The sequence below is a fragment of the Streptomyces sp. Ag109_G2-15 genome (assembly GCF_900215565.1).
In the GTDB taxonomy this organism is placed as follows: domain Bacteria; phylum Actinomycetota; class Actinomycetes; order Streptomycetales; family Streptomycetaceae; genus Streptomyces; species Streptomyces diastatochromogenes.
In genome coordinates this window covers 1,467,101-1,484,688 of sequence record NZ_OCNI01000001.1, presented here as the reverse complement: position 1 = coordinate 1,484,688, position 17,588 = coordinate 1,467,101, and the positions used below count along the sequence as shown (strand labels likewise).

Sequence of the window (17,588 nt, the reverse complement as noted above, 5' to 3'; positions counted from 1 at the left end):
CCGTCATGAACCAGCCGCTCGCGGGCTACGCCCCCGCACCCGTCACCGCCCGTATGGAGAACCACGGCGACCACATGCTGAAGGTCGCCCTGCAGACCGGGAACGACCTCCTCGCGCGCGTGGGGTCGATGGTCGCCTACGAAGGCTTCATCCAGTACGAGCCCAATCCGCCGGCCGTGCGCCAGATCGCCCGCGACTGGATCACCGGCGAGGGCGCGCCGCTGATGAAGTGCTCCGGCGACGGACTGCTCTACCTCGCCGACTACGGCGCGAACGTCGTCGTGATCAACCTCAACGGCGACGGCATCTCCGTCAACGCCACCAACCTGCTCGCCTTCGACGCCCACCTCAGCTGGGGCGTGGAGCGCGTCAAGGGGCTCGCCAAGTTCGCCGGGCAGGGCCTGTGGAACACCAAGATCTCCGGGCAGGGCTGGGTCGCGCTGACCTCCCGGGGCAAGCCGATCGTCGTCGACTGCGGCGGCGGCGAGGACGAGACGTACGTCGACCCCGACGCGCTCGTCGCCTGGTCGCCGAACCTGAAGGTGAAGGGCAAGCGCAGCTTCAAGGCGCAGTCACTGATCGGCCGGGGCAGCGGTGAGGCCTACCAGATGGCCTTCTCCGGGCAGGGCATCGTCGTCGTCCAGCCCAGCGAGGACAGCACCGACCGTCTCCGGTTCCGGGGCTGAGGGGGAGTCAGAAGCACCATGCAGAGTCCGCTTTTCGCGTACAACGACTCCCAGACGCAGGAGCGTTGGAGCCTGCAGAACAAGCAGATGCTCCGCGTCACCCTGGAGGGCCACGACGACCTCCTCGCCCGTAAAGGCACCATGGTCGCCTACCAGGGACTGGTCGAGTTCGACGCCGAGTACCGCAGCAACAACCAGGCACGCGCGCGTGCGTACACCGGCGAGGGTCTGGACCTGATGCGCTGCCACGGGCAGGGCACGGTCTACCTCGCCAACCTCGCCCAGCATGTGCACGTCCTGGACGTCGAGCAGGACGGCCTGACGGTCGACAGCAGCTACGTCCTCGCCATGGACTCCTCGCTGCACCACGAGGTCATCGCCGTCGACAGCCTCTACGGCATCTCCGGGTCCGGGAAGTACCAGCTGAACATCACCGGGCGCGGCAAGGTGGCCCTGATGACCTCGGGTGCGCCGCTGCTGATGCAGGTCACGCCCGACAAGTACGTCAACTGCGACGCCGACGCGATCGTCGCCTGGTCCACCGGGCTGCGCGTGCAGATGCAGGCCCAGACGCACTCCTCGGGAGTCTGGCGACGGCGGGGCAACACCGGTGAGGGCTGGGAGCTGAGCTTCATGGGCTCCGGGTTCGCGCTCGTGCAGCCCAGCGAGCTGCTGCCGCCGCAGAACGCCCAGATCGGCCAGGGCCTCGCCGCGCAGTTCGGCATGGGGCAGCAGGGGGCGCGCGGTCAGAACCAGGGCAACGTCTGGAGCTGACCGTCCGGAAGGCAAACGTAAGGGGCGACCGCCGAGGCGGTCGCCCCTTACCCGTTCACAGCCTGGCGCGCGTCGCGTCCAGCAGACGTACGACCGACTCGTCCGCCACGTCCGGCACCTCGTCGTAGGCGAACCAGCGCACGTCCAGCGACTCGTCGCTGATCACGTGCTCGGCGTCGCTCGGGGCCAGCGCCGCGTACTGCACGTCGAAGTGCCAGTGGCACGGCGCAGGGATCGGATGCCGGTCCAGGCGCACCGGACCGCCGGGCAGCAGCGTCAGCCCCGGAATGCCGGACTCCTCGGTCGCCTCGCGCAGGGACGCCGCGGCCAGCGAGGCGTCGCCCGGCTCGCAGTGGCCGCCCATCTGCAGCCACATCCGCAGCTTCCGGTGCAGCGTGAGCAGCACCCGGCCGTGCTCGGGGTCGATCACCAGCGCGCTCGCCGTGACGTGGCCCGCGTGGCAGGCCTTCCACATGCCGTCCGGGTGTGCCGCCAGATGGTCCAGGTAGGCCTGGCGCAGGTCTTGCTGGCCCTCGTACCCCTTCAGCACGAGGACCGCGTCGTCGTACAGGCTCACTCGGCGTCGTCGCCCTTGGGCTCGTCGTCCTTGTCGTCCTTCGTCAGGTTCGGCTTCTCGCCGGAGCCGCTCGCCGCCTCGCCGAGCATCTTGTCCAGCTCGGAGAAGTCCAGCTGCTCGCGGTGCACGAAGCCGTCCGGGTCGTCCAGGTCGGAGGCCGTCGGCAGCATGTCCGGGTGGGCCCACAGGGCGTCCCGGCCGTCGACCCCGCGCGCGTCCGTGAGCGAGGCCCACAGACGGGAGGCGTCGCGCAGCCGGCGCGGGCGCAGCTCCAGGCCGATCAGCGTGGCGAACGTCTGCTCCGCGGGGCCGCCGGTGGCCCGGCGCCGGCGCAGGGTCTCGCGCAGGGCGTCGGCGGACGCCAGACGCGGCTTCGCGGCCGCGTGGACCACCGCGTCCACCCAGCCCTCGACGAGCGCCAGAGCCGTCTCCAGACGGGCCAGGGCCGCCTTCTGCTCGGGCGTGTCCTCCGGCTGGAACATGCCCTGCTGGAGGGCGTCCTGCAGCTGCTCGGGGTTCTGCGGGTCGAACTGGCCGACCACGTCCTCCAGCTTGGCCGTGTCGACCTTGATCCCGCGCGCGTACCCGTCGACCGCGCCGAACAGGTGCGAGCGCAGCCACGGCACATGCGAGAAGAGGCGCTGGTGGGCGGCCTCGCGCAGGGCCAGGTAGAGCCGGACCTCCTCCTGCGGCACGCCGAGGTCCTTGCCGAAGGCCGCCACGTTGGCCGGGAGCAGCGCGGCCCGGCCGGCCGGGCCCAGCGGCAGGCCGATGTCGGTCGAGCCGACGACCTCGCCCGCGAGCACGCCGACGGCCTGCCCGATCTGCGTGCCGAACATGGCGCCGCCCATCGAGCGCATCATGCCGATCAGCGGGCCCGCCATGGCCTGCATCTCCTCCGGCAGGACGTCGCCCATGGCCGCGCCGACCCGCTCGGCGACCGGGTCGACCAGCTCCTGCCAGGCGGGCAGGGTCGCCTCGACCCACTCCGCGCGGGACCAGGCCACCGCCGAGGCGGCGCCCGACGGCAGGGACGTCACGTCGTCCAGCCACAGGTCGGCCAGGCGGACGGCCTCCTCGACCGCGGTGCGCTCGGCGGTGCCGACGCTCGCGTCCTTGACGCCGTCCGGGGTGCCTTGGGAGACCGTCTGGCGGGCGATCTGCTTGGCCATGTCCCAGTTCACCGGGCCGCCCTCGTAGGAGAGCATCTGGCCCAGCTGCTGGAACGCGGCGCCCAGGTCGGTGGGGTTCAGGGAACCGAACATCGCTGCGAGCGGATTGTCGGCGCCGGAGCCGCCAAAGCCCCCGGCTCCGGGCAGGCCGCCGAAACCGAACGGGTTGGCCGGTCCCTGCCCACCACCGCTCTGCTGGTCCTTCTTCTTGCCCTCGTCGCCGTCTTCCGGCTCCTCCGGCGGAAGGCCGAATCCGAATGGGGTGTCACTCACGGGGTTCCTCGGCTGGTAAGGCCGCCGGTCTGTCTCCGGCGGCGCGGCTGCCCGACTTCACCACCCAGCGTAGACACCCGGACCCGATCGGGCCTCGGTGCTTCGTCCAGAGAACGCCTGCGGCAGGATGGATGCACCTGGTACGGACGCGTCGGTCGCGCTCGTACTGAAGACAACCGCTGGAGACGCCCGGTGAGTTCCCCAGATCCGCAGGTTCGCGCAGCGCGAAACCCCTCAACCCCGCCCTCCGTGCGCGGACCCGTCGTCGCGGTCACCGGCGCCGCCGGCGGGGTGGGCGCCCTGCTCACCGAGCGGCTCGCCGCGTCCGAGGAGATCAAGCAGGTCATCGCCATCGACGAGCGGCGCGGGGAGTGCGCGGCCGCGCAGTGGCACATCCTCGACGTGCGCGACCCGGCGATCGCGGACAAGCTGCGCGGCGCGGATGTCGTGGTCCATCTGGCGCTCGACCTCGACCTCGGGAGCGACACGGCCGCCCGCACCGCTTACAACGTCCGGGGGACACAGACCGTGCTGACCGCGGCCGCGGCGGCCGGGGTGCACCGGGTGGTGCTGTGCACGTCCGCGATGGTGTACGGGGCGCTGCCGGACAACGAACTGCCGCTGTCCGAGGACGCCGAGCTGCGGGCCACGGCCGAAGCCACCGGGGTCGGGGATCTGCTGGAGATCGAGCGGCTCGCGCGGCGCGCTCCGCGGGCGCATCCGGGGCTGAACGTGACCGTGGTACGGCCTGCTGTGCTGGTGGGGGGTACGGACACCGCGCTGACGAGGTACTTCGAGTCGCCTCGGCTGCTGGTCGTCGCCGGGTCGCGGCCCGCGTGGCAGTTCTGCCATGTCGAGGATCTGTGCAGTGCTCTGGAGTACGCGGTTCTGGAGAAGGTCGACGGGGAGCTGGCGGTCGGCTGTGACGGGTGGCTGGAGCAGGAGGAGGTGGAGGAGCTGAGCGGGATCCGGCGGATGGAGCTGCCGTCGGCGGTCGCGCTCGGCGCGGCGGCTCGGTTGCACCGGATCGGGCTCACTCCGTCTCCGGCGGGGGATCTGGCGTACACGATGTATCCCTGGGTGGTCAGTGGGAGCCGGCTGCATGACGCAGGGTGGCGGGCGCGGTGGACCAATGAGGAGGTGCTCGCGGAGTTGCTGGAGGAGGTTTCCGGGCGGCATACGGTTGCCGGGCGTCGGCTGGGGCGTAAGGACGCGACGGCTGCGGGTGCGGCGGGGGCGACGGTTGCCCTGCTGGGCGCTGCCGCTGTGGTTCGGCGGGCTCGGAAGGCTCGGCGGCGCTGAGGCAAGGGGCTCCCGCCCCTTGGACCCCGCCAGGGGGCTCCCGCCCCCTGGACCCCCGGCCTATGCCCACCCACCACCCGACACGGTCGGCCGAGAAGTGGCCCCACCACCCGACTCGGTCGCCGAGAAGGGGCCGCCCGCGCTCGTAGAAGGATCCAAAGCATCCCGCGCGTGTGCCTGGTGAAACTCGTATTCCTCGTTGTCGGGGGCATGCGGCACGATGGACGTATGGCAGTTACGAACGATCACCGCGGTGAGCAGGCGGCTCAGGATCCCATCAAGCTGATCGGCATCCGGGAGACCGCGCTGTCCGTGGACGAGGTGTTCCGGGCCGTGGGGGACGACGCCGCCGGTGGTATCGCGCTGTTCGTGGGGACCGTGCGGAACCACGACGGGGGTGCCGACGTCGACCAGCTCGGGTACTCCTGCCATCCCAGTGCCGAGGCCGAGATGCGGCGGATCGCCGAGAAGGTCGTCGCCGAGTACCCGGTGCGCGCGCTGGCCGCCGTCCACCGGGTGGGTGACCTCGAGGTCGGAGACCTCGCCGTCGTCGTGGGTGTGTCGTGCCCGCACCGGGGCGAGGCCTTCGAGGCGTGTCGCAAGCTGATCGACGACCTCAAGCACGAAGTGCCCATCTGGAAGCACCAGAAGTTCTCCGACGGGACCGAGGAGTGGGTCGGCGCCTGCTGACATCAGCCACACCTGAGTGCACGCACACCCGTGTTCACGTTCGGCCCACCACCCCCTCCGGTTGCGTAACCGCCCCCCTGGCGTGAGCGTTGTCAGTGCGGATGGTTAATCTGCTGATCAGTCAGTTGCGGACGCTCATGGGGTTGGGAGGTCGGCATGGCGGCGCTTGCCTGGTTGCTGATTCCGCTGGTGGCTGCGGTCGGTGCCGGACTGTGGGGCAGCTGGGCCAACCGGACCCGCAAGGCTCGCAGCGACGGGCCCGAACTGGACGGGTACGCGCGCTTCCGCGAGGCCATGGAGAAGCCCCGCTCGGGTGCGCGCGGCGCCTGACGGGGGTGCCCTGACGGTGCGCTGACAGGGGCGTCCCGTACTGTCGTGACATGCCACGCCGCACCGCGACGATGCTCGCCTCCACCCTGATGCTGATCGCGCTCCTGTGCGCGGGAGTGCTCATCCCCGTGCCGTACTCGGAGATGTCCCCGGGGCCGACCGTGAACACGCTCGGGGAGCACGACGGCGAGCCGGTGCTGCAGATCGACGGACACAAGACCTATCCGACGGACGGGCATCTGAACATGACCACCGTCCGGGTCACCAGCGCCGACTTCCGGATGAACCTGGTGGAGGCGGTCTACGGCTGGCTGGCGCGCGACGCCAAGATCGTGCCGCACGACACGCTCTACCCGGACGGCAAGACGGAGGAGCAGTCCACCCAGGAGAACGCCGAGGAGTTCAGCCAGTCCCAGGAGAGCGCCAAGGTCGCCGCCCTGAAGGAACTGGGCGTCCCGGTGAAGTCCTGGGTGATCGTCTCCACCGTCGTCAAGGGCACCCCGGCCGAGGGCAGGCTGCACGCCGGTGACGTGATCAAGGCCGTGGACGGCACGGCGGTGAAGCAGCCGTCCGATGTCGCCAAGCTCGTCACCAAGCACAAGCCGGGTCAGGACGTCGTCTTCACCGTCGTCCCCGCCAAGGATCAGGCCGCCGCCGAGAAGGAGCACAAGACGGCGACCAGGACGCAGGACGTGACGATCACGACGGCGGCCTCCTCCGACAGCGGCCCCAAGCGGGCCATCGTCGGGATCTCCGCCGGGACCGACCACACCTTCCCGTTCACCATCGACATCAAGCTCGCCGACGTCGGCGGGCCCAGCGCCGGACTGATGTTCGCACTCGGCATCTACGACAAGCTCACCCCGGGCAGCCTCACCGGCGCCAAGTTCGTCGCGGGCACCGGCACCATCGACGACAACGGCACGGTCGGGCCGATCGGCGGCATCGACATGAAGACCGTCGGCGCGCGCAGCAAGGGCGCCCAGTACTTCCTGACACCCGCCGACAACTGCGCGGCCGCCGCCAAGGACACCCCGAGCGGGCTCACCCTGGTCAAGGTCAAGACCATCGGCGACGCGCTCGACGCCCTGAAGGACATCCGCAGCGGCGACACCGCCGACCTGCCGAAGTGCACCGCCAAGGGCTGACGAGCGGACCCCGGTACACGGCTGGGGGCGCCCCTTGTCACAGGGGCGCCCCCAGCGCCGTACCAGCCCTACGGAAAGCGGACCTACGGAAAGCGGACCTACGGAAAGCGGACCCACGGAAAGCGGACCCACGAGAAGTGGACCTGCGAGAACTACGAGAAGCGGACGTCAGTCCTCGAACGTGGCCGACAGGGCCTCCGCCAGGCCCGGCACCAGGTCCGGGCCGGTCAGAACCTCCGTCGACGAGTCCTTCTCGCGCAGCCGCAGCGCCGACTCACGGCTGCCGTCGCGCAGCACCGCGACCGTCATGCGGACCTCCTGGCGCTCGGGGTGGTCCGCCACCCACTTGGCCAGCTTGCCCTCGCTCAGGCCCTGCGGGACCTGCGCCTCGGCCGACGGAGGCAGCATCAGGCGCTCCACCGTCAGCGCGCAGCCGACCACCGCGTCCGGCCAGGCGATGGTGCCGAGGAACTCGTCGAGCGGCTTGTCCGCCGGGATCTCGTCCTGCTCGATCGGGGTGAGACCGGTGGTCTCGGGCGCGTCCTCCAGGCCGAGCTGGGCGGCGAGCGAGGGTTCCTGAACCCGCAGCCGTGCGGTGTCTACGAGGGCGAAGAGGCGAGCGGGCTGGTCCCAGCCGAGGCCGGAGGCGTACTCGTCGATCTCGAGTACGGCCCGGGTGAGCGGGCTCGCTGCCATGGGAGTGTTGGACATGGTCACAATCCTGCCTCGTTACCGGCCGGAATCGGGAACCGAGTAAACCGTGAGTAAGTTGCATAGGTGTGGGCCCGCGATCACGGGGGGCCACGGAGGGCCCGCGAACACGAGGGCCTGACGGATCGACAGCGAACTTCGAGGTGCGCACCTTGGCTTTCCAGATGCCGGACCGCGGCGGAGGCCCGACGGGGCCGCGGATCAGAGCGGGCCGCCCGTCCCGGCGCGTCCGGACCCTGCTCATGACACTGGGCGTCCTGTCCGTCCTCGGCATGGCGTTCACCATGTTCGCGGGCTTCTGGACGGACTGGCTGTGGTACCGGTCGGTGCACTACTCGTCCGTGTTCACCACCACCCTGTCGGCCAAGATCGGGCTGTTCTTCGTCTTCGGTCTGCTGATGGCTCTCGCCGTGGGCTTCAACATCTGGCTCGCGCACCGGCTGCGGCCCCCGCTGAGCGCCATGTCCATGGAACAGCAGAACCTGGACCGCTACCGGATGGGCATCGCGCCGTACAAGACGTGGATGCTGCTCGCCGTCACCTCCCTCGTCGGTCTGATCGCGGGCGCTTCGGCCTCCAGCCAGTGGCGCACCTGGCTGATGTGGGTCAACGGCGTGCCCTTCCACCAGAAGGACCCGCAGTTCCACCTCGACGTCTCCTTCTACGCCTTCGATCTGCCCTGGTACCGGTTCCTGCTCGGCTTCGGCTTCGCCACCGCGATCCTCTGCCTGATCGCTGCCGCGCTCACCCACTACCTGTACGGCGGCCTGCGCGTCACCAGCCCCGGCGCGCGCGCCACCGCCGCCGCGACCGGGCATCTGTCGGTGCTCCTCGGCATCTTCGTGGCGCTGAAGGCGGTCGCCTACTGGCTCGACCGGTACGGCCTCGCCGTCAAGTCCAGCGACTTCAAGGCGACCGGCAACTGGACCGGTCTGCGCTACGTCGACGCCAACGCCTATCTGCCGGCCAAGACGATCCTGTTCTGCATCGCCGTCATCTGCGCGCTGCTGTTCTTCGCCACCCTGTGGCGGCGCACCTGGCAGCTGCCCGTCATCGGCTTCGGCCTGATGGTGCTCTCCGCGATCCTGATCGGCGGCCTGTACCCGGCCATCGTGCAGAAGTTCCAGGTCCAGCCCAACGAGCAGGCCAAGGAAGCCCCGTACGTCCAGAAGAACCTCAAGGCGACCCGTGAGGCGTACGGCATCGACGACGCCAAGGTCACCGAGTACGCGGGCAGGTCCACCACCGCGGACAAGACCAAGCTGCGCGACCAGGTCGACGACACGGCCAGCATCCGCATCATGGACCCGAACGTCGTCTCGCCGACGTTCCAGCAGCTCCAGCAGATCAAGGCCTACTACGGGTTCCCGACCAACCTCGACGTCGACCGGTACTCCACCAAGGACGGCAAGGACCAGGACACCGTCCTCGGTCTGCGCGAGCTGAACCTGGACGGCATCCCGAAGAACAACTGGATCAACGACCACTTCCGCTACACGCACGGCTACGGCGTGGTCGCCGCCAAGGGCACCGAGGCCGACAACGAGGGCCGGCCGGTCTTCATCGAGAAGAACCTCCCGTCCCAGGGCGACCTCGGCACGTACAAGCAGCAGATCTACTACGGCGAGAAGACCACCGCGTACTCGATCGTCGGAGGCCCCCAGAAGGAGGTCGACTACTCCGACAACGAGCGCGAGAAGACCACCAGCTACACCGGCAAGAGCGGGGTCAACCTCGACAACCCGATCAACCGGGCCGCGTACGCGGTGGCGTTCAACGAGCCGCAGATCCTCTACTCCGGCGCGATCGGCAAGGGCTCGCGGATCCTGTACAACCGCACGCCCAAGGACCGCGTCGAAGCCGTCGCCCCCTGGCTGACCATCGACGGCGACGCCTACCCGGCCGTGGTGAACCACCGGATCCAGTGGATCGTGGACGCGTACACGACCACGAACGGATACCCGTACGCCTCCCGTACGACCCTCGGTGACACGACGGCCGACTCGCTGACCGCGACCAACAACTCCCGTGCGGTGGTGGCCCAGCAGAACCAGGTCAACTACATCCGCAACTCGGTGAAGGCGACCGTCGATGCTTACACCGGCGACGTCAAGCTGTACCAGTGGGACACCGCGGACCCGGTGCTGAAGACCTGGATGAAGGCCTTCCCCGGCACGGTGAAGCCCCGCGCGGACATCTCCGCCGACCTGATGGCCCATCTGCGCTACCCGCAGGACCTGTTCAAGGTCCAGCGCGAGCTGCTCACCCGCTACCACGTGACCGACGCGCAGACCTTCCTCAGCGGAAGCGAGGTGTGGGAGGTCCCGGACGACCCGACCAACGACTCGGGCAGCGCGGTGCCGCCGTACTACCTGAGCATGAAGATGCCGGACCAGAGCGCGCAGGCGTTCTCGCTGACGACGACGTTCACGCCCAACGGGCGGGACAACCTCAGCGCCTTCATGGCCGTCGACTCCGACCCGCGCACGAGTGACTACGGCAAGATCAGAATCCTGAAGCTGCCGACGAACACGACCGTCGACGGACCCAAGCAGGTCCAGAGTCAGTTCAACTCCGAGTCGGACATCGCCGAGACCATCAGCCTGCTCAGCCGCGGGCATTCGAAGGTCGAGTACGGCAATCTGCTGACCGTGCCGCTCGACGGTGGACTGCTGTATGCGGAGCCCGTCTACGTCCGCGGTGGTTCGCTCAAGTACCCGTTGCTGAGGAAGGTCCTGGTCACCTACGAGGGCAAGACCGCCTTCAAGGACACCCTGGACGAGGCCCTCAACGAGGTGTTCGGGGTGAAGAGTTCGACCACGCCACCAGAGACCACCAACCCGCCCAACTCCAGCAATCCCACGGTCAGACAGGCACTGGAAGACGCCCAGAAGGCCTTCGACGCCGGGCAGCAGGCCCTGAAGGAGGGGCCGGACTGGGACGCGTACGCCAAGGCGCAGAAGGACCTTCAGGACGCGCTGAAGCGGGCCGAGGACGCGCAGTCCAAGGCCGACAGGACAGCAGGCAAGACAGCGGACAAGACAGCCGGCAAGACAGCTGACAAGACGGCCAGCGAGAAAAAGAGTTGATCAAGGCCACCCCACGTCGTGGTACGGTTACAGGGCAACGGCGCGGGGTGGAGCAGCTCGGTAGCTCGCTGGGCTCATAACCCAGAGGTCGCAGGTTCAAATCCTGTCCCCGCTACTGAAGTCGAAGGCCCGGATCCTGAGGGATCCGGGCCTTCGTGGTGTGCGAACTCATGTGCAGGCGGGTGAGACGGCCGCGCCGCCGTGGGGAGTTGGGCGACCTGTGTTTGACTTATCTCTCTGTGGGCATGTCGACAAAACGCTGAAGTGACCTCACGGGCTGCGGTATACCGGGTGTACCCAGGTTGCAGGTGGTGCGACGATGGACGTTATGGGGGACAAGGCAACTCTGTTCGAGACAGGGCGATTTGTGCAGCCTCCGAGTGAGGAGCCGACGCGGGACGAGATGGGCGACATGGGGGAAGCCGCCGAGGAGGTGCGCCTCCGGGTCGCCGCGGAGACCGGCGACACCGAGGCGATGAGCGTCCTCGGAGCCATGCTGCTGCGCCGCGGCGACCTCGACGGAGCCGAGCCCCAGCTGCGTGCCGCCACCGCGGCCGGGGACCGGGCCGCCGCCAACAATCTGGGCGTCCTCCTGCACCAGCGCGGCTACCCCGAGGAGGCCGCCGGCTGGTGGCGGATCGCCGCCGTCGCCGGCTCGGCCGCCGCCGCGCACGCGCTCGGCCGGCACCACCGCGAGCGCGGGGACGAGCCCGCCGCCGAGTACTGGCTGCGCCAGTCCGCCGAGCAGGGGCATGTGCTGGGCGCGTACGCGCTCGCCGACCTCCTGGAGCACCGCGGGGACGCCGGTTCCGGGCAGTGGATGCGTGCCGCCGCTGAGCGCGGGCACCGCGAGGCCGCCTACCGGCTCGCACGCGCGCTCGACCGCAAGGCCGCACACGAGGACGGGAACGCCCCTGACAACGCTGTCGAGGAGATCGAACAGTGGTACCGGCAGGCCGCCGCGCGCGGCCACCGGCGGGCCGCGCTGCACCTCGGGGCGATCCTGGAGAAGCGCGGGGAGCTGAAGGAGGCCGGGCGCTGGTACCTGACCTCCGCCAAGGACGGGGAAGCGCGCGCCGCCTGCGCCCTCGGTTTCCTGCTGCGGGACGCCGGGGACACCGAGAGCGCGGCCGTGTGGTGGCTCAGGGCCGCGCAGGACGGCGACGGCAACGCGGCCAACGCGCTGGGCGCGCTGCACGCCGAGCGCGGGGAGACACAGACCGCCGAGCGCTGGTACCGGGCCGCGCTGGACGCCGGGGACGACAACGGGGCGTACAACCTCGGGCTGCTCTGCGCCGAGCAGGGGCGGACCGCGCAGGCCGAGCAGTGGTACCGACGGGCCGCCTACGCCGGGCACCGGGAGGCGGCGAACGCGCTGGCCATCCTGCTGCTCCAGGGTGGCGACACGAGCGGCGCGGAGCCGTGGTTCTCCAAGGCGGCCGAGGCCGGGAGCGTGGACGCCGCGTTCAATCTGGGGATCCTGCACGCAGGGCGGGGCGAGGGGCCGGCCGCGCTGCGCTGGTACGAGCGGGCGGCCGCCGCCGGGCACACCGAGGCCGCGCTGCAGGTCGGGATCGCCCGGCTGCGCGAGGGGGGCGAGCAGGAGGCCGAGCGGCATCTGCGGTGCGCGGCCGGCGGCGGCAGCTCCGAGGCGGCGTACCGGCTGGCCACCGTGCTGGACGCGCGCCGGCCTCCGGAGCCCGCGCACGAGCTGGGCGAGGTCGTGCACGAGAAGACCGAGTGCGAGGAGTGGTACGAGCGGGCGGCCTCCCAGGGGCACCGGCGGGCGCAGGTGCGGGTGGGCATGCTCGCGGCGGCCCGGGGTGACGTGGTCGAGGCGGCGCGGTGGTACCGGGCGGCGGCGGAGGCCGGGTCGCGCAACGGGGCGTTCAACCTGGGGCTGCTGCTGGCCCGGGAGGGGAGCGAGCCGGAGGCGGCGGTGTGGTGGACGCGGGCCGCTGACGCGGGGCACGGGCGGGCGGCGCTTCGGCTGGCCCTCGTCTACGCGCGTCGCGGCGAACTGGCCGAGGGGCAGAAGTGGGCCGACCGGGCGGTGGCGCTCGGGCCCGCGGAGGTTGCGGAGCGGGCGGGGCGGTTGCGGGACGCGCTGCGGGAGGAGCTCTCGGCGTGACCGCGGCCACCCTCCCACCAATCGATTTGCTTCCGCGGGCTTCCCTCACGTAATGTCGTGTTCACCGACGCGGGGTGGAGCAGCTCGGTAGCTCGCTGGGCTCATAACCCAGAGGTCGCAGGTTCAAATCCTGTCCCCGCTACTGAAGGCCTGGGGCCGGAATCCAGAGATGGGTTCCGGCCCTAGGTGTGTTCGCGGGCACAAAGTGTCCGCGGGCAAAAAAAGGGGGGCTCGCGCCCCCCTGTGTCACGCGCCCGCGCAGTTCGGGCACAGCCCCCGGTACGTCACCTCGACGTCCGACACCGTGAAGCCGAAGCGCTCCGTGTCGGGGAGGTCGGCGAGCGGGTTGCCCGTGGGGTGCACGTCACGGATCGAGCCGCACTGGGCGCAGACCAGGTGGTGGTGCGGCCGGTGCGCGTTCGGGTCGTACCGCTTGGCGCGCTTGTCGGTGGTCACCTCGAGCACCTCGCCGAGGGAGACCAGCTCGCCCAGCGTGTTGTAGACGGTCGCCCGGGAGATCTCCGGCAGCTTCGCCACGGCCCGTGCATGGACCTCGTCAGCCGTCAGATGGACGTGCTCGCCGTCGAGAACCTCGGCCACGACGCGACGCTGCGCGGTCATCCGCCATCCGCGTCCGCGCAGCCGTTCCAGAAGGTCGCTCATGGAATCCAGCGTAACAGCATCGAGACCAGGTTCTGAACGGGTGTGACTTTGGAACTTTGTTGGACTTAGACAAAGTCTAAGTGTGCTCGAGGCCGGCTTCGAGTGTTCACACGGGTACCTGCTGCCGTGCCGGTGCCCAGCAGCGGATGATGTCGCGGACCGAGACGATGCCGGCGGGCTCGCCGCGGTCGAGGACGACCAGATGCCGGAAGCCGCCGTGCGCCATGGCGCGGGCCGCCTCCTCCAGGGTCCAGGCAGGGGCGGCGAAGACGACGTCGGTGGTGGTGTGGGCGTGGGTGCGCTCCGTGTCCGGATTCTGGCCGAGGCCCACGGAGTTGAGGATGTCGCGTTCGGTGATGATGCCGATGCCGCCGGCGTCGGGGTCGAGGACCACGGCGGCGCCGACCCGGCGGGCGGACATCAGGGAGGCTGCCTGGCGGAGGGTGTGGTTGGGGCCGAGGGTGAGGACCACGGTGCTCATGGCGTCACGGACGAGCATGGGATGGACCACCTCCTATGGGAGTCCCCGGACCGCGGCACCCGGCCGTTAGTTCAGGGATTCACAAGTTCACAAGTGAGGGTGGCTTCAGGGTGACAGGTAAAGGGCGGGTCAACAAGAGGGCGCGCGTGGCCAGTTGAGGGCGTGCGCGGGCTTCTCTCCTTGCTCAGGAGCGCCGCTGATGCGCTCGGACCATCTCGGGTTGCGGTTCCGGTCGCGGCGCCGGTGCGGCCTCCCGCTCCCACTCCTTGGTGGTCCGTACGTAGCCCTGGATCACCGAGGCCATCGCCAGAAGGAGAAGTGGTCCGGCCACCCATGGATGTTCGGCCATCTGCATCGGCAGATAGCGGTACGACACCAGGAGCACGGCGAAGACCGTTGCGCCGTGCGCGACCAGCAGGGTTCCCGACCGGTCCCAGCCGCGCGCGAGCGAGCGCAGAGCCGCCTCGATCGTGAGCGTGAACACCACGCCGGCGATGAGATCCGCGCCGTAGTGGTAGCCGAAGCCCAGCGTCGCACCGAGCGTGCTGATCAGCCAGAACGCGCCGAAGAACCGCAGGGTTCGCGGGCCCTTGCGGGAATGGATGAAGATCGCGGTGGCCCACGCCGTGTGCAGGCTGGGCATGCAGTTGCGGGGGGTGAACTCGTCGAACGGCATCGGGTGCGGGGTGCTGATCGGCGGTGTCGTGTCCGGCCACAGGTTGGCAGCCGCCCAGTGCACGCCACCCGTGCCGAAGGCGCCCGGGCCGTAGGCGAAGACCGGTCCGACCACCGGGAAGATCATGTAGATGGCCGGCCCGACGAGGCCGATCACCAGAAAGCTGCGGACCAGATGATGGCTCGGGAAGCGGCGCTCGACCGCCACGTTGCGCAGCTGGTACAGCGTGACGACGACCGCGGCCACCGCCAGCTGGATGTAGACCCAGTCGAGAACGTGGGCACCGATCGGGCCGGTGGCCTCGACCATCCGGCCCACCAGCCACGACGGGTTGCCCAGCGCCTGATCGGCGGTCGCCACGTACTGGTCGAGCACCGTCGGACGGGTCTTCGACGTGATGAGGAGCCAGGCGTCGCCGGTCTTGCGGCCGGTCACCAGCAGCAGGCCCAGTCCGACGCCCTTCAACAGCAGGACACGTTCCCGGCCGGTGCGGCGCGTGACGGCGATGACCGCACAGCCCAGAAGCACCCACAAGGCGCCGTTGCCGAACATCATCTTGGCGTCGAAGGCCCATCGCACCAGAAAGAAGGCGACGTCGATGGCGATCGCGACACCTGCCGCGATCAAGCGTTGCCGCCAGGTGAGCACCACCATCATCAACGCCATGCTGGCGTACAGCAGCGGCCCCGACTTGGGGGCGAACACCACCTCTCGCGCCTGGTTGGTGATCGGCCCGGGCAGGCCGTAGTGACGTGCGGCGATCTCCAGCGCGATGAGGAATCCGAGGACCGTCACACCTGCCGCGGCCCACAGTGCCGCCCGTGGTTTGTTTGTTGTAGTTATCAATTATTTTGGCCGATTTATCTATTTAGTTGATACGCCAGGTCAGGCCACGAACGCCGTCAGTAGCGCTGGTTGAGATAGCCCAGCAACTCGTCGTGCAGCAGGCCGTTGGACGCGGCCGCGTTGCCGCTGTGCGGGCCCGGGCGGCCGTCCAGGCCGGTGAAGGTGCCGCCGGCCTCGGTGACGACGATCGCGTTGGCGGCCATGTCCCACAGGGACAGCTCCGGTTCGGCGCAGAGGTCGACCGAGCCCTCGGCGACCATCATGTACGGCCAGAAGTCGCCGTACGCGCGCGTGCGCCACACCTCGCGGGTGAGGTCGAGGAAGCCGTTCAGGCGGCCCTGTTCCTCCCAGCCGGAGAGCGAGGAGTACGCGAAGGAGGCGTCCGCGAGCTTGCCGACCCGGGAGACGTGGATGCGGCTCGCGGCGGACAGGCTGCGGCCGGTGAAGGCGCCGTGGCCCTTCGCGGCCCACCAGCGGCGGCCGAGGGCGGGGGCGGAGACGACGCCGACGACGGGCTGGTAGCCGCCCTCGCCCGCTTCCATCAGGGAGATGAGGGTGGCCCAGACGGGGACGCCGCGGACGTAGTTCTTGGTGCCGTCGATCGGGTCGATCACCCAGCGGCGGGGGCCGGTGCCCTCGATGCCGTACTCCTCGCCGAGGACCGCGTCCCTCGGGCGGGCGCGCTGGAGGTGGCCGCGGATCAGTTCTTCCGCCGACTTGTCCGCTTCGCTCACCGGGGTCATGTCCGGCTTCGTCTCCACCTTCAGGTCGAGGGCCTTGAAGCGGGCCATGGTGGCGGCGTCGGCCGCGTCCGCGAGGACGTGGGCGAGGCGGAGGTCGTCGAGGTAGTCCGGCATGTGACGAACGGTATCTGGCGAGGGGGTAACGGGCTATAGGGGGCCTGGGGGACAGGGGGTGTCGGTGCCCGGCGTCGGGTGCCGGGTGCGTCGTGACCGAAGGGCGCCCTTCCGCACCACCGCGAACCCTTGACAGTGCATGTATGCGCGTCAAATCTGGGCGCAGAGTTGCTCGCCCCAGGGAGGCGATGATGCCTGCAGCCCGGGAATCGCTACTGGACGCCGCCTATACGGCGCTCGGGCGTCGGCCGTGGTCCGCGGTGCGGATGGTCGACGTGGCCGCGGCGGCCGGGGTGTCCCGGCAGACGCTGTACAACGAGTTCGGGAGCAAGGAAGGGCTGGCCAGGGCGCTGGTGCGGCGGGAGGCCGACGGGTATCTCGCCGGAGTGGAGCGGGCCCTCGCCGCGCACACCGACCCGCGCGACCGGCTGACCGCCACCGCCGAGTGGATGGCGTCGGCGGCCCGGGACAACGCGCTGGTACGGGCCATGCTGACCGGCTGCTGGAGCGAGCGTCTGCCCACGCCGACCCTGTCCGCCGTGCCGTCCTCCTCCGCCGTACCCGCGCAGCGCCGGGCGGACGGACCGCTGCCCTCGCCCCGCGACTTCGTGCAGATCGTGCGGGACCGGGCGGTGACGGTGCTGACCGGTCCCGCCGCGGCCACGGCGGACACCGCCGAGCTGGTCCGGTCCTGCGAACTGGCCGTACGGGTCGCCCTGTCGTGCGTCGCGGCCCCACCGGGCGAGGGCTCAGTTGCCGAGCTGGTGCGCAGCGCCCTGGTCCGGCAGCGCGTCGACAGGCTCTAGTGCGACGAGCCCGACAGCTGCAGGCCGATCACGCCGACGATCACCAGGGTGATCGAGACGATCTTCAGGGTGGATACCAGGTCGCCGAGGAAGACCATGCCGTAGATCGCGGTGCCCGCGGCGCCGATCCCGGTCCACACGGCGTACGCGGGGCCGACGTCGAGCTTCTTCAGGGAGAGGGTCAGCAGACCGAAGCTGCCCAGCGCGAAGGTGGCGAACGCGACCGTCGGCCACAGCCGGGTGAACCCGTGGGAGAGCTTGAGGCACACGGCGAAGCCGGTCTCCAGAATCCCGGCCACGATGACCAGCAGCCACGCCATGTGCTGTCCTCCCGTAGGTCCGGCCGTCCGGCTCGGTGCGATTATGCACTTACCGT

The 17,588-nt window shown here is 70.0% G+C and carries 17 protein-coding genes and 2 tRNA genes; 11 read left to right on the top strand and 8 right to left on the bottom strand.

Translation table 11 applies throughout. The features are described from left to right. Window positions 1–5 precede the first annotated feature (5 nt). Both CRP49_RS06345 and CRP49_RS06340 read left to right on the top strand, forming a co-directional pair. The gene (locus CRP49_RS06345; RefSeq protein WP_097252516.1) at window positions 6–686 is read left to right on the top strand and encodes an AIM24 family protein; all 681 of its coding nucleotides are present in this window, start codon (window positions 6–8) and stop codon (window positions 684–686) included. A gap of 18 nt (window positions 687–704) precedes the next feature. Then, complete coding sequence (locus tag CRP49_RS06340) at window positions 705–1,460, top strand: AIM24 family protein (RefSeq protein WP_094216227.1); 756 nt, start codon at window positions 705–707, stop codon at window positions 1,458–1,460. A gap of 55 nt (window positions 1,461–1,515) precedes the next feature. Here the strand turns inward: CRP49_RS06340 and CRP49_RS06335 are convergent, their stop codons facing one another. Together CRP49_RS06335 and CRP49_RS06330 are read right to left on the bottom strand one after the other, a co-directional pair. Further along, on the bottom strand, window positions 1,516–2,037 hold the full coding sequence (locus CRP49_RS06335; protein ID WP_097252515.1) for an NUDIX hydrolase: 522 nt from the start codon (window positions 2,035–2,037) through the stop codon (window positions 1,516–1,518). Next, on the bottom strand, window positions 2,034–3,482 hold the full coding sequence (locus CRP49_RS06330; protein WP_097252514.1) for a zinc-dependent metalloprotease: 1,449 nt from the start codon (window positions 3,480–3,482) through the stop codon (window positions 2,034–2,036). Before CRP49_RS06330 ends, CRP49_RS06335 begins: the two co-directional genes overlap by 4 nt. Window positions 3,483–3,674: 192 nt before the next feature. Here CRP49_RS06330 and CRP49_RS06325 point away from each other — a divergent pair, with 192 nt between their 5' ends. The 4 genes from CRP49_RS06325 to CRP49_RS06315 all read left to right on the top strand — a co-directional run bounded on the left by CRP49_RS06325 (window position 3,675) and on the right by CRP49_RS06315 (window position 6,952). After that, complete coding sequence (locus CRP49_RS06325) at window positions 3,675–4,784, top strand: SDR family oxidoreductase (RefSeq protein ID WP_097252513.1); 1,110 nt, start codon at window positions 3,675–3,677, stop codon at window positions 4,782–4,784. Between the two features lie 228 nt (window positions 4,785–5,012). Further along, complete coding sequence (locus CRP49_RS06320; RefSeq protein ID WP_097252512.1) at window positions 5,013–5,474, top strand: molybdenum cofactor biosynthesis protein MoaE; 462 nt, start codon at window positions 5,013–5,015, stop codon at window positions 5,472–5,474. A gap of 156 nt (window positions 5,475–5,630) precedes the next feature. After that, complete coding sequence (locus CRP49_RS46745) at window positions 5,631–5,804, top strand: hypothetical protein (protein ID WP_167444129.1); 174 nt, start codon at window positions 5,631–5,633, stop codon at window positions 5,802–5,804. A gap of 50 nt (window positions 5,805–5,854) precedes the next feature. Next, entirely contained in the window at window positions 5,855–6,952 is a 1,098-nt protein-coding gene (locus CRP49_RS06315) for a PDZ domain-containing protein (RefSeq protein ID WP_179851522.1), read from the top strand. Between the two features lie 168 nt (window positions 6,953–7,120). On the opposite strand, the gene CRP49_RS06310 is transcribed toward CRP49_RS06315, so the two are convergent. Further along, on the bottom strand, window positions 7,121–7,663 hold the full coding sequence (locus tag CRP49_RS06310) for a PPA1309 family protein (protein WP_094216222.1): 543 nt from the start codon (window positions 7,661–7,663) through the stop codon (window positions 7,121–7,123). A 242-nt stretch (window positions 7,664–7,905) separates the two neighbouring features. On the opposite strand from CRP49_RS06310, the gene CRP49_RS06305 reads away from it, so the two are divergent. The 4 genes from CRP49_RS06305 to CRP49_RS06290 all read left to right on the top strand — a co-directional run bounded on the left by CRP49_RS06305 (window position 7,906) and on the right by CRP49_RS06290 (window position 13,025). Beyond that, on the top strand, window positions 7,906–10,752 hold the full coding sequence (locus CRP49_RS06305; RefSeq protein ID WP_097252511.1) for a UPF0182 family protein: 2,847 nt from the start codon (window positions 7,906–7,908) through the stop codon (window positions 10,750–10,752). A 41-nt stretch (window positions 10,753–10,793) separates the two neighbouring features. Then, window positions 10,794–10,867: transfer RNA gene (locus CRP49_RS06300), tRNA-Met, on the top strand. Window positions 10,868–11,071: 204 nt separating this feature from the next. After that, window positions 11,072–12,883, top strand: coding sequence for a tetratricopeptide repeat protein (locus CRP49_RS06295; protein WP_179851520.1), 1,812 nt, complete (start codon window positions 11,072–11,074; stop codon window positions 12,881–12,883). A gap of 68 nt (window positions 12,884–12,951) precedes the next feature. Continuing rightward, a tRNA-Met gene (locus CRP49_RS06290) sits at window positions 12,952–13,025 on the top strand. Window positions 13,026–13,129: 104 nt separating this feature from the next. Here the strand turns inward: CRP49_RS06290 and CRP49_RS06285 are convergent. The 4 genes from CRP49_RS06285 to hisN form a co-directional block, all read right to left on the bottom strand. Next, window positions 13,130–13,546, bottom strand: coding sequence for a Fur family transcriptional regulator (locus CRP49_RS06285; RefSeq protein ID WP_097252509.1), 417 nt, complete (start codon window positions 13,544–13,546; stop codon window positions 13,130–13,132). 106 nt (window positions 13,547–13,652) lie between these two features. Further along, the gene (locus CRP49_RS06280; RefSeq protein ID WP_097252508.1) at window positions 13,653–14,045 is read right to left on the bottom strand and encodes a cyclic nucleotide-binding/CBS domain-containing protein; all 393 of its coding nucleotides are present in this window, start codon (window positions 14,043–14,045) and stop codon (window positions 13,653–13,655) included. 166 nt (window positions 14,046–14,211) lie between these two features. Beyond that, window positions 14,212–15,546, bottom strand: a complete 1,335-nt coding sequence (locus tag CRP49_RS06275) for a phosphatase PAP2 family protein (protein ID WP_373560386.1) — start codon at window positions 15,544–15,546, stop codon at window positions 14,212–14,214. Between the two features lie 59 nt (window positions 15,547–15,605). Continuing rightward, a complete protein-coding gene (hisN, locus tag CRP49_RS06270; protein WP_097252506.1) occupies window positions 15,606–16,406 on the bottom strand; it encodes a histidinol-phosphatase in 801 nt (266 codons plus the stop codon). Window positions 16,407–16,597: 191 nt separating this feature from the next. Between hisN and CRP49_RS06265 the strand changes: the two genes are divergently transcribed. Further along, complete coding sequence (locus CRP49_RS06265) at window positions 16,598–17,212, top strand: TetR/AcrR family transcriptional regulator (RefSeq protein WP_097252505.1); 615 nt, start codon at window positions 16,598–16,600, stop codon at window positions 17,210–17,212. On the opposite strand, the gene CRP49_RS06260 is transcribed toward CRP49_RS06265, so the two are convergent. Beyond that, window positions 17,209–17,532 carry a multidrug efflux SMR transporter gene (locus tag CRP49_RS06260; protein ID WP_097252504.1) on the bottom strand — a complete coding sequence of 108 codons (324 nt, stop codon included), beginning with the start codon at window positions 17,530–17,532 and terminating at the stop codon, window positions 17,209–17,211. The genes CRP49_RS06265 and CRP49_RS06260 overlap by 4 nt on opposite strands. Between the last annotated feature and the right edge of the window lie 56 nt (window positions 17,533–17,588).

Coding starts and splice junctions, on each gene's coding strand:
- CRP49_RS06345 (WP_097252516.1), top strand. CDS start 6: ATGAACCAGCCGCTCGCGGGCTACGCCCCCGCACCCGTCACCGCCCGT.
- CRP49_RS06340 (WP_094216227.1), top strand. CDS start 705: ATGCAGAGTCCGCTTTTCGCGTACAACGACTCCCAGACGCAGGAGCGT.
- CRP49_RS06320 (WP_097252512.1), top strand. CDS start 5,013: ATGGCAGTTACGAACGATCACCGCGGTGAGCAGGCGGCTCAGGATCCC.
- CRP49_RS46745 (WP_167444129.1), top strand. CDS start 5,631: ATGGCGGCGCTTGCCTGGTTGCTGATTCCGCTGGTGGCTGCGGTCGGT.
- CRP49_RS06315 (WP_179851522.1), top strand. CDS start 5,855: ATGCCACGCCGCACCGCGACGATGCTCGCCTCCACCCTGATGCTGATC.
- CRP49_RS06310 (WP_094216222.1), bottom strand. CDS start 7,663: ATGTCCAACACTCCCATGGCAGCGAGCCCGCTCACCCGGGCCGTACTC.
- CRP49_RS06305 (WP_097252511.1), top strand. CDS start 7,906: ATGACACTGGGCGTCCTGTCCGTCCTCGGCATGGCGTTCACCATGTTC.
- CRP49_RS06295 (WP_179851520.1), top strand. CDS start 11,072: ATGGACGTTATGGGGGACAAGGCAACTCTGTTCGAGACAGGGCGATTT.
- CRP49_RS06285 (WP_097252509.1), bottom strand. CDS start 13,546: ATGAGCGACCTTCTGGAACGGCTGCGCGGACGCGGATGGCGGATGACC.
- CRP49_RS06280 (WP_097252508.1), bottom strand. CDS start 14,045: ATGCTCGTCCGTGACGCCATGAGCACCGTGGTCCTCACCCTCGGCCCC.
- hisN (WP_097252506.1), bottom strand. CDS start 16,406: ATGCCGGACTACCTCGACGACCTCCGCCTCGCCCACGTCCTCGCGGAC.
- CRP49_RS06265 (WP_097252505.1), top strand. CDS start 16,598: ATGCCTGCAGCCCGGGAATCGCTACTGGACGCCGCCTATACGGCGCTC.
- CRP49_RS06260 (WP_097252504.1), bottom strand. CDS start 17,532: ATGGCGTGGCTGCTGGTCATCGTGGCCGGGATTCTGGAGACCGGCTTC.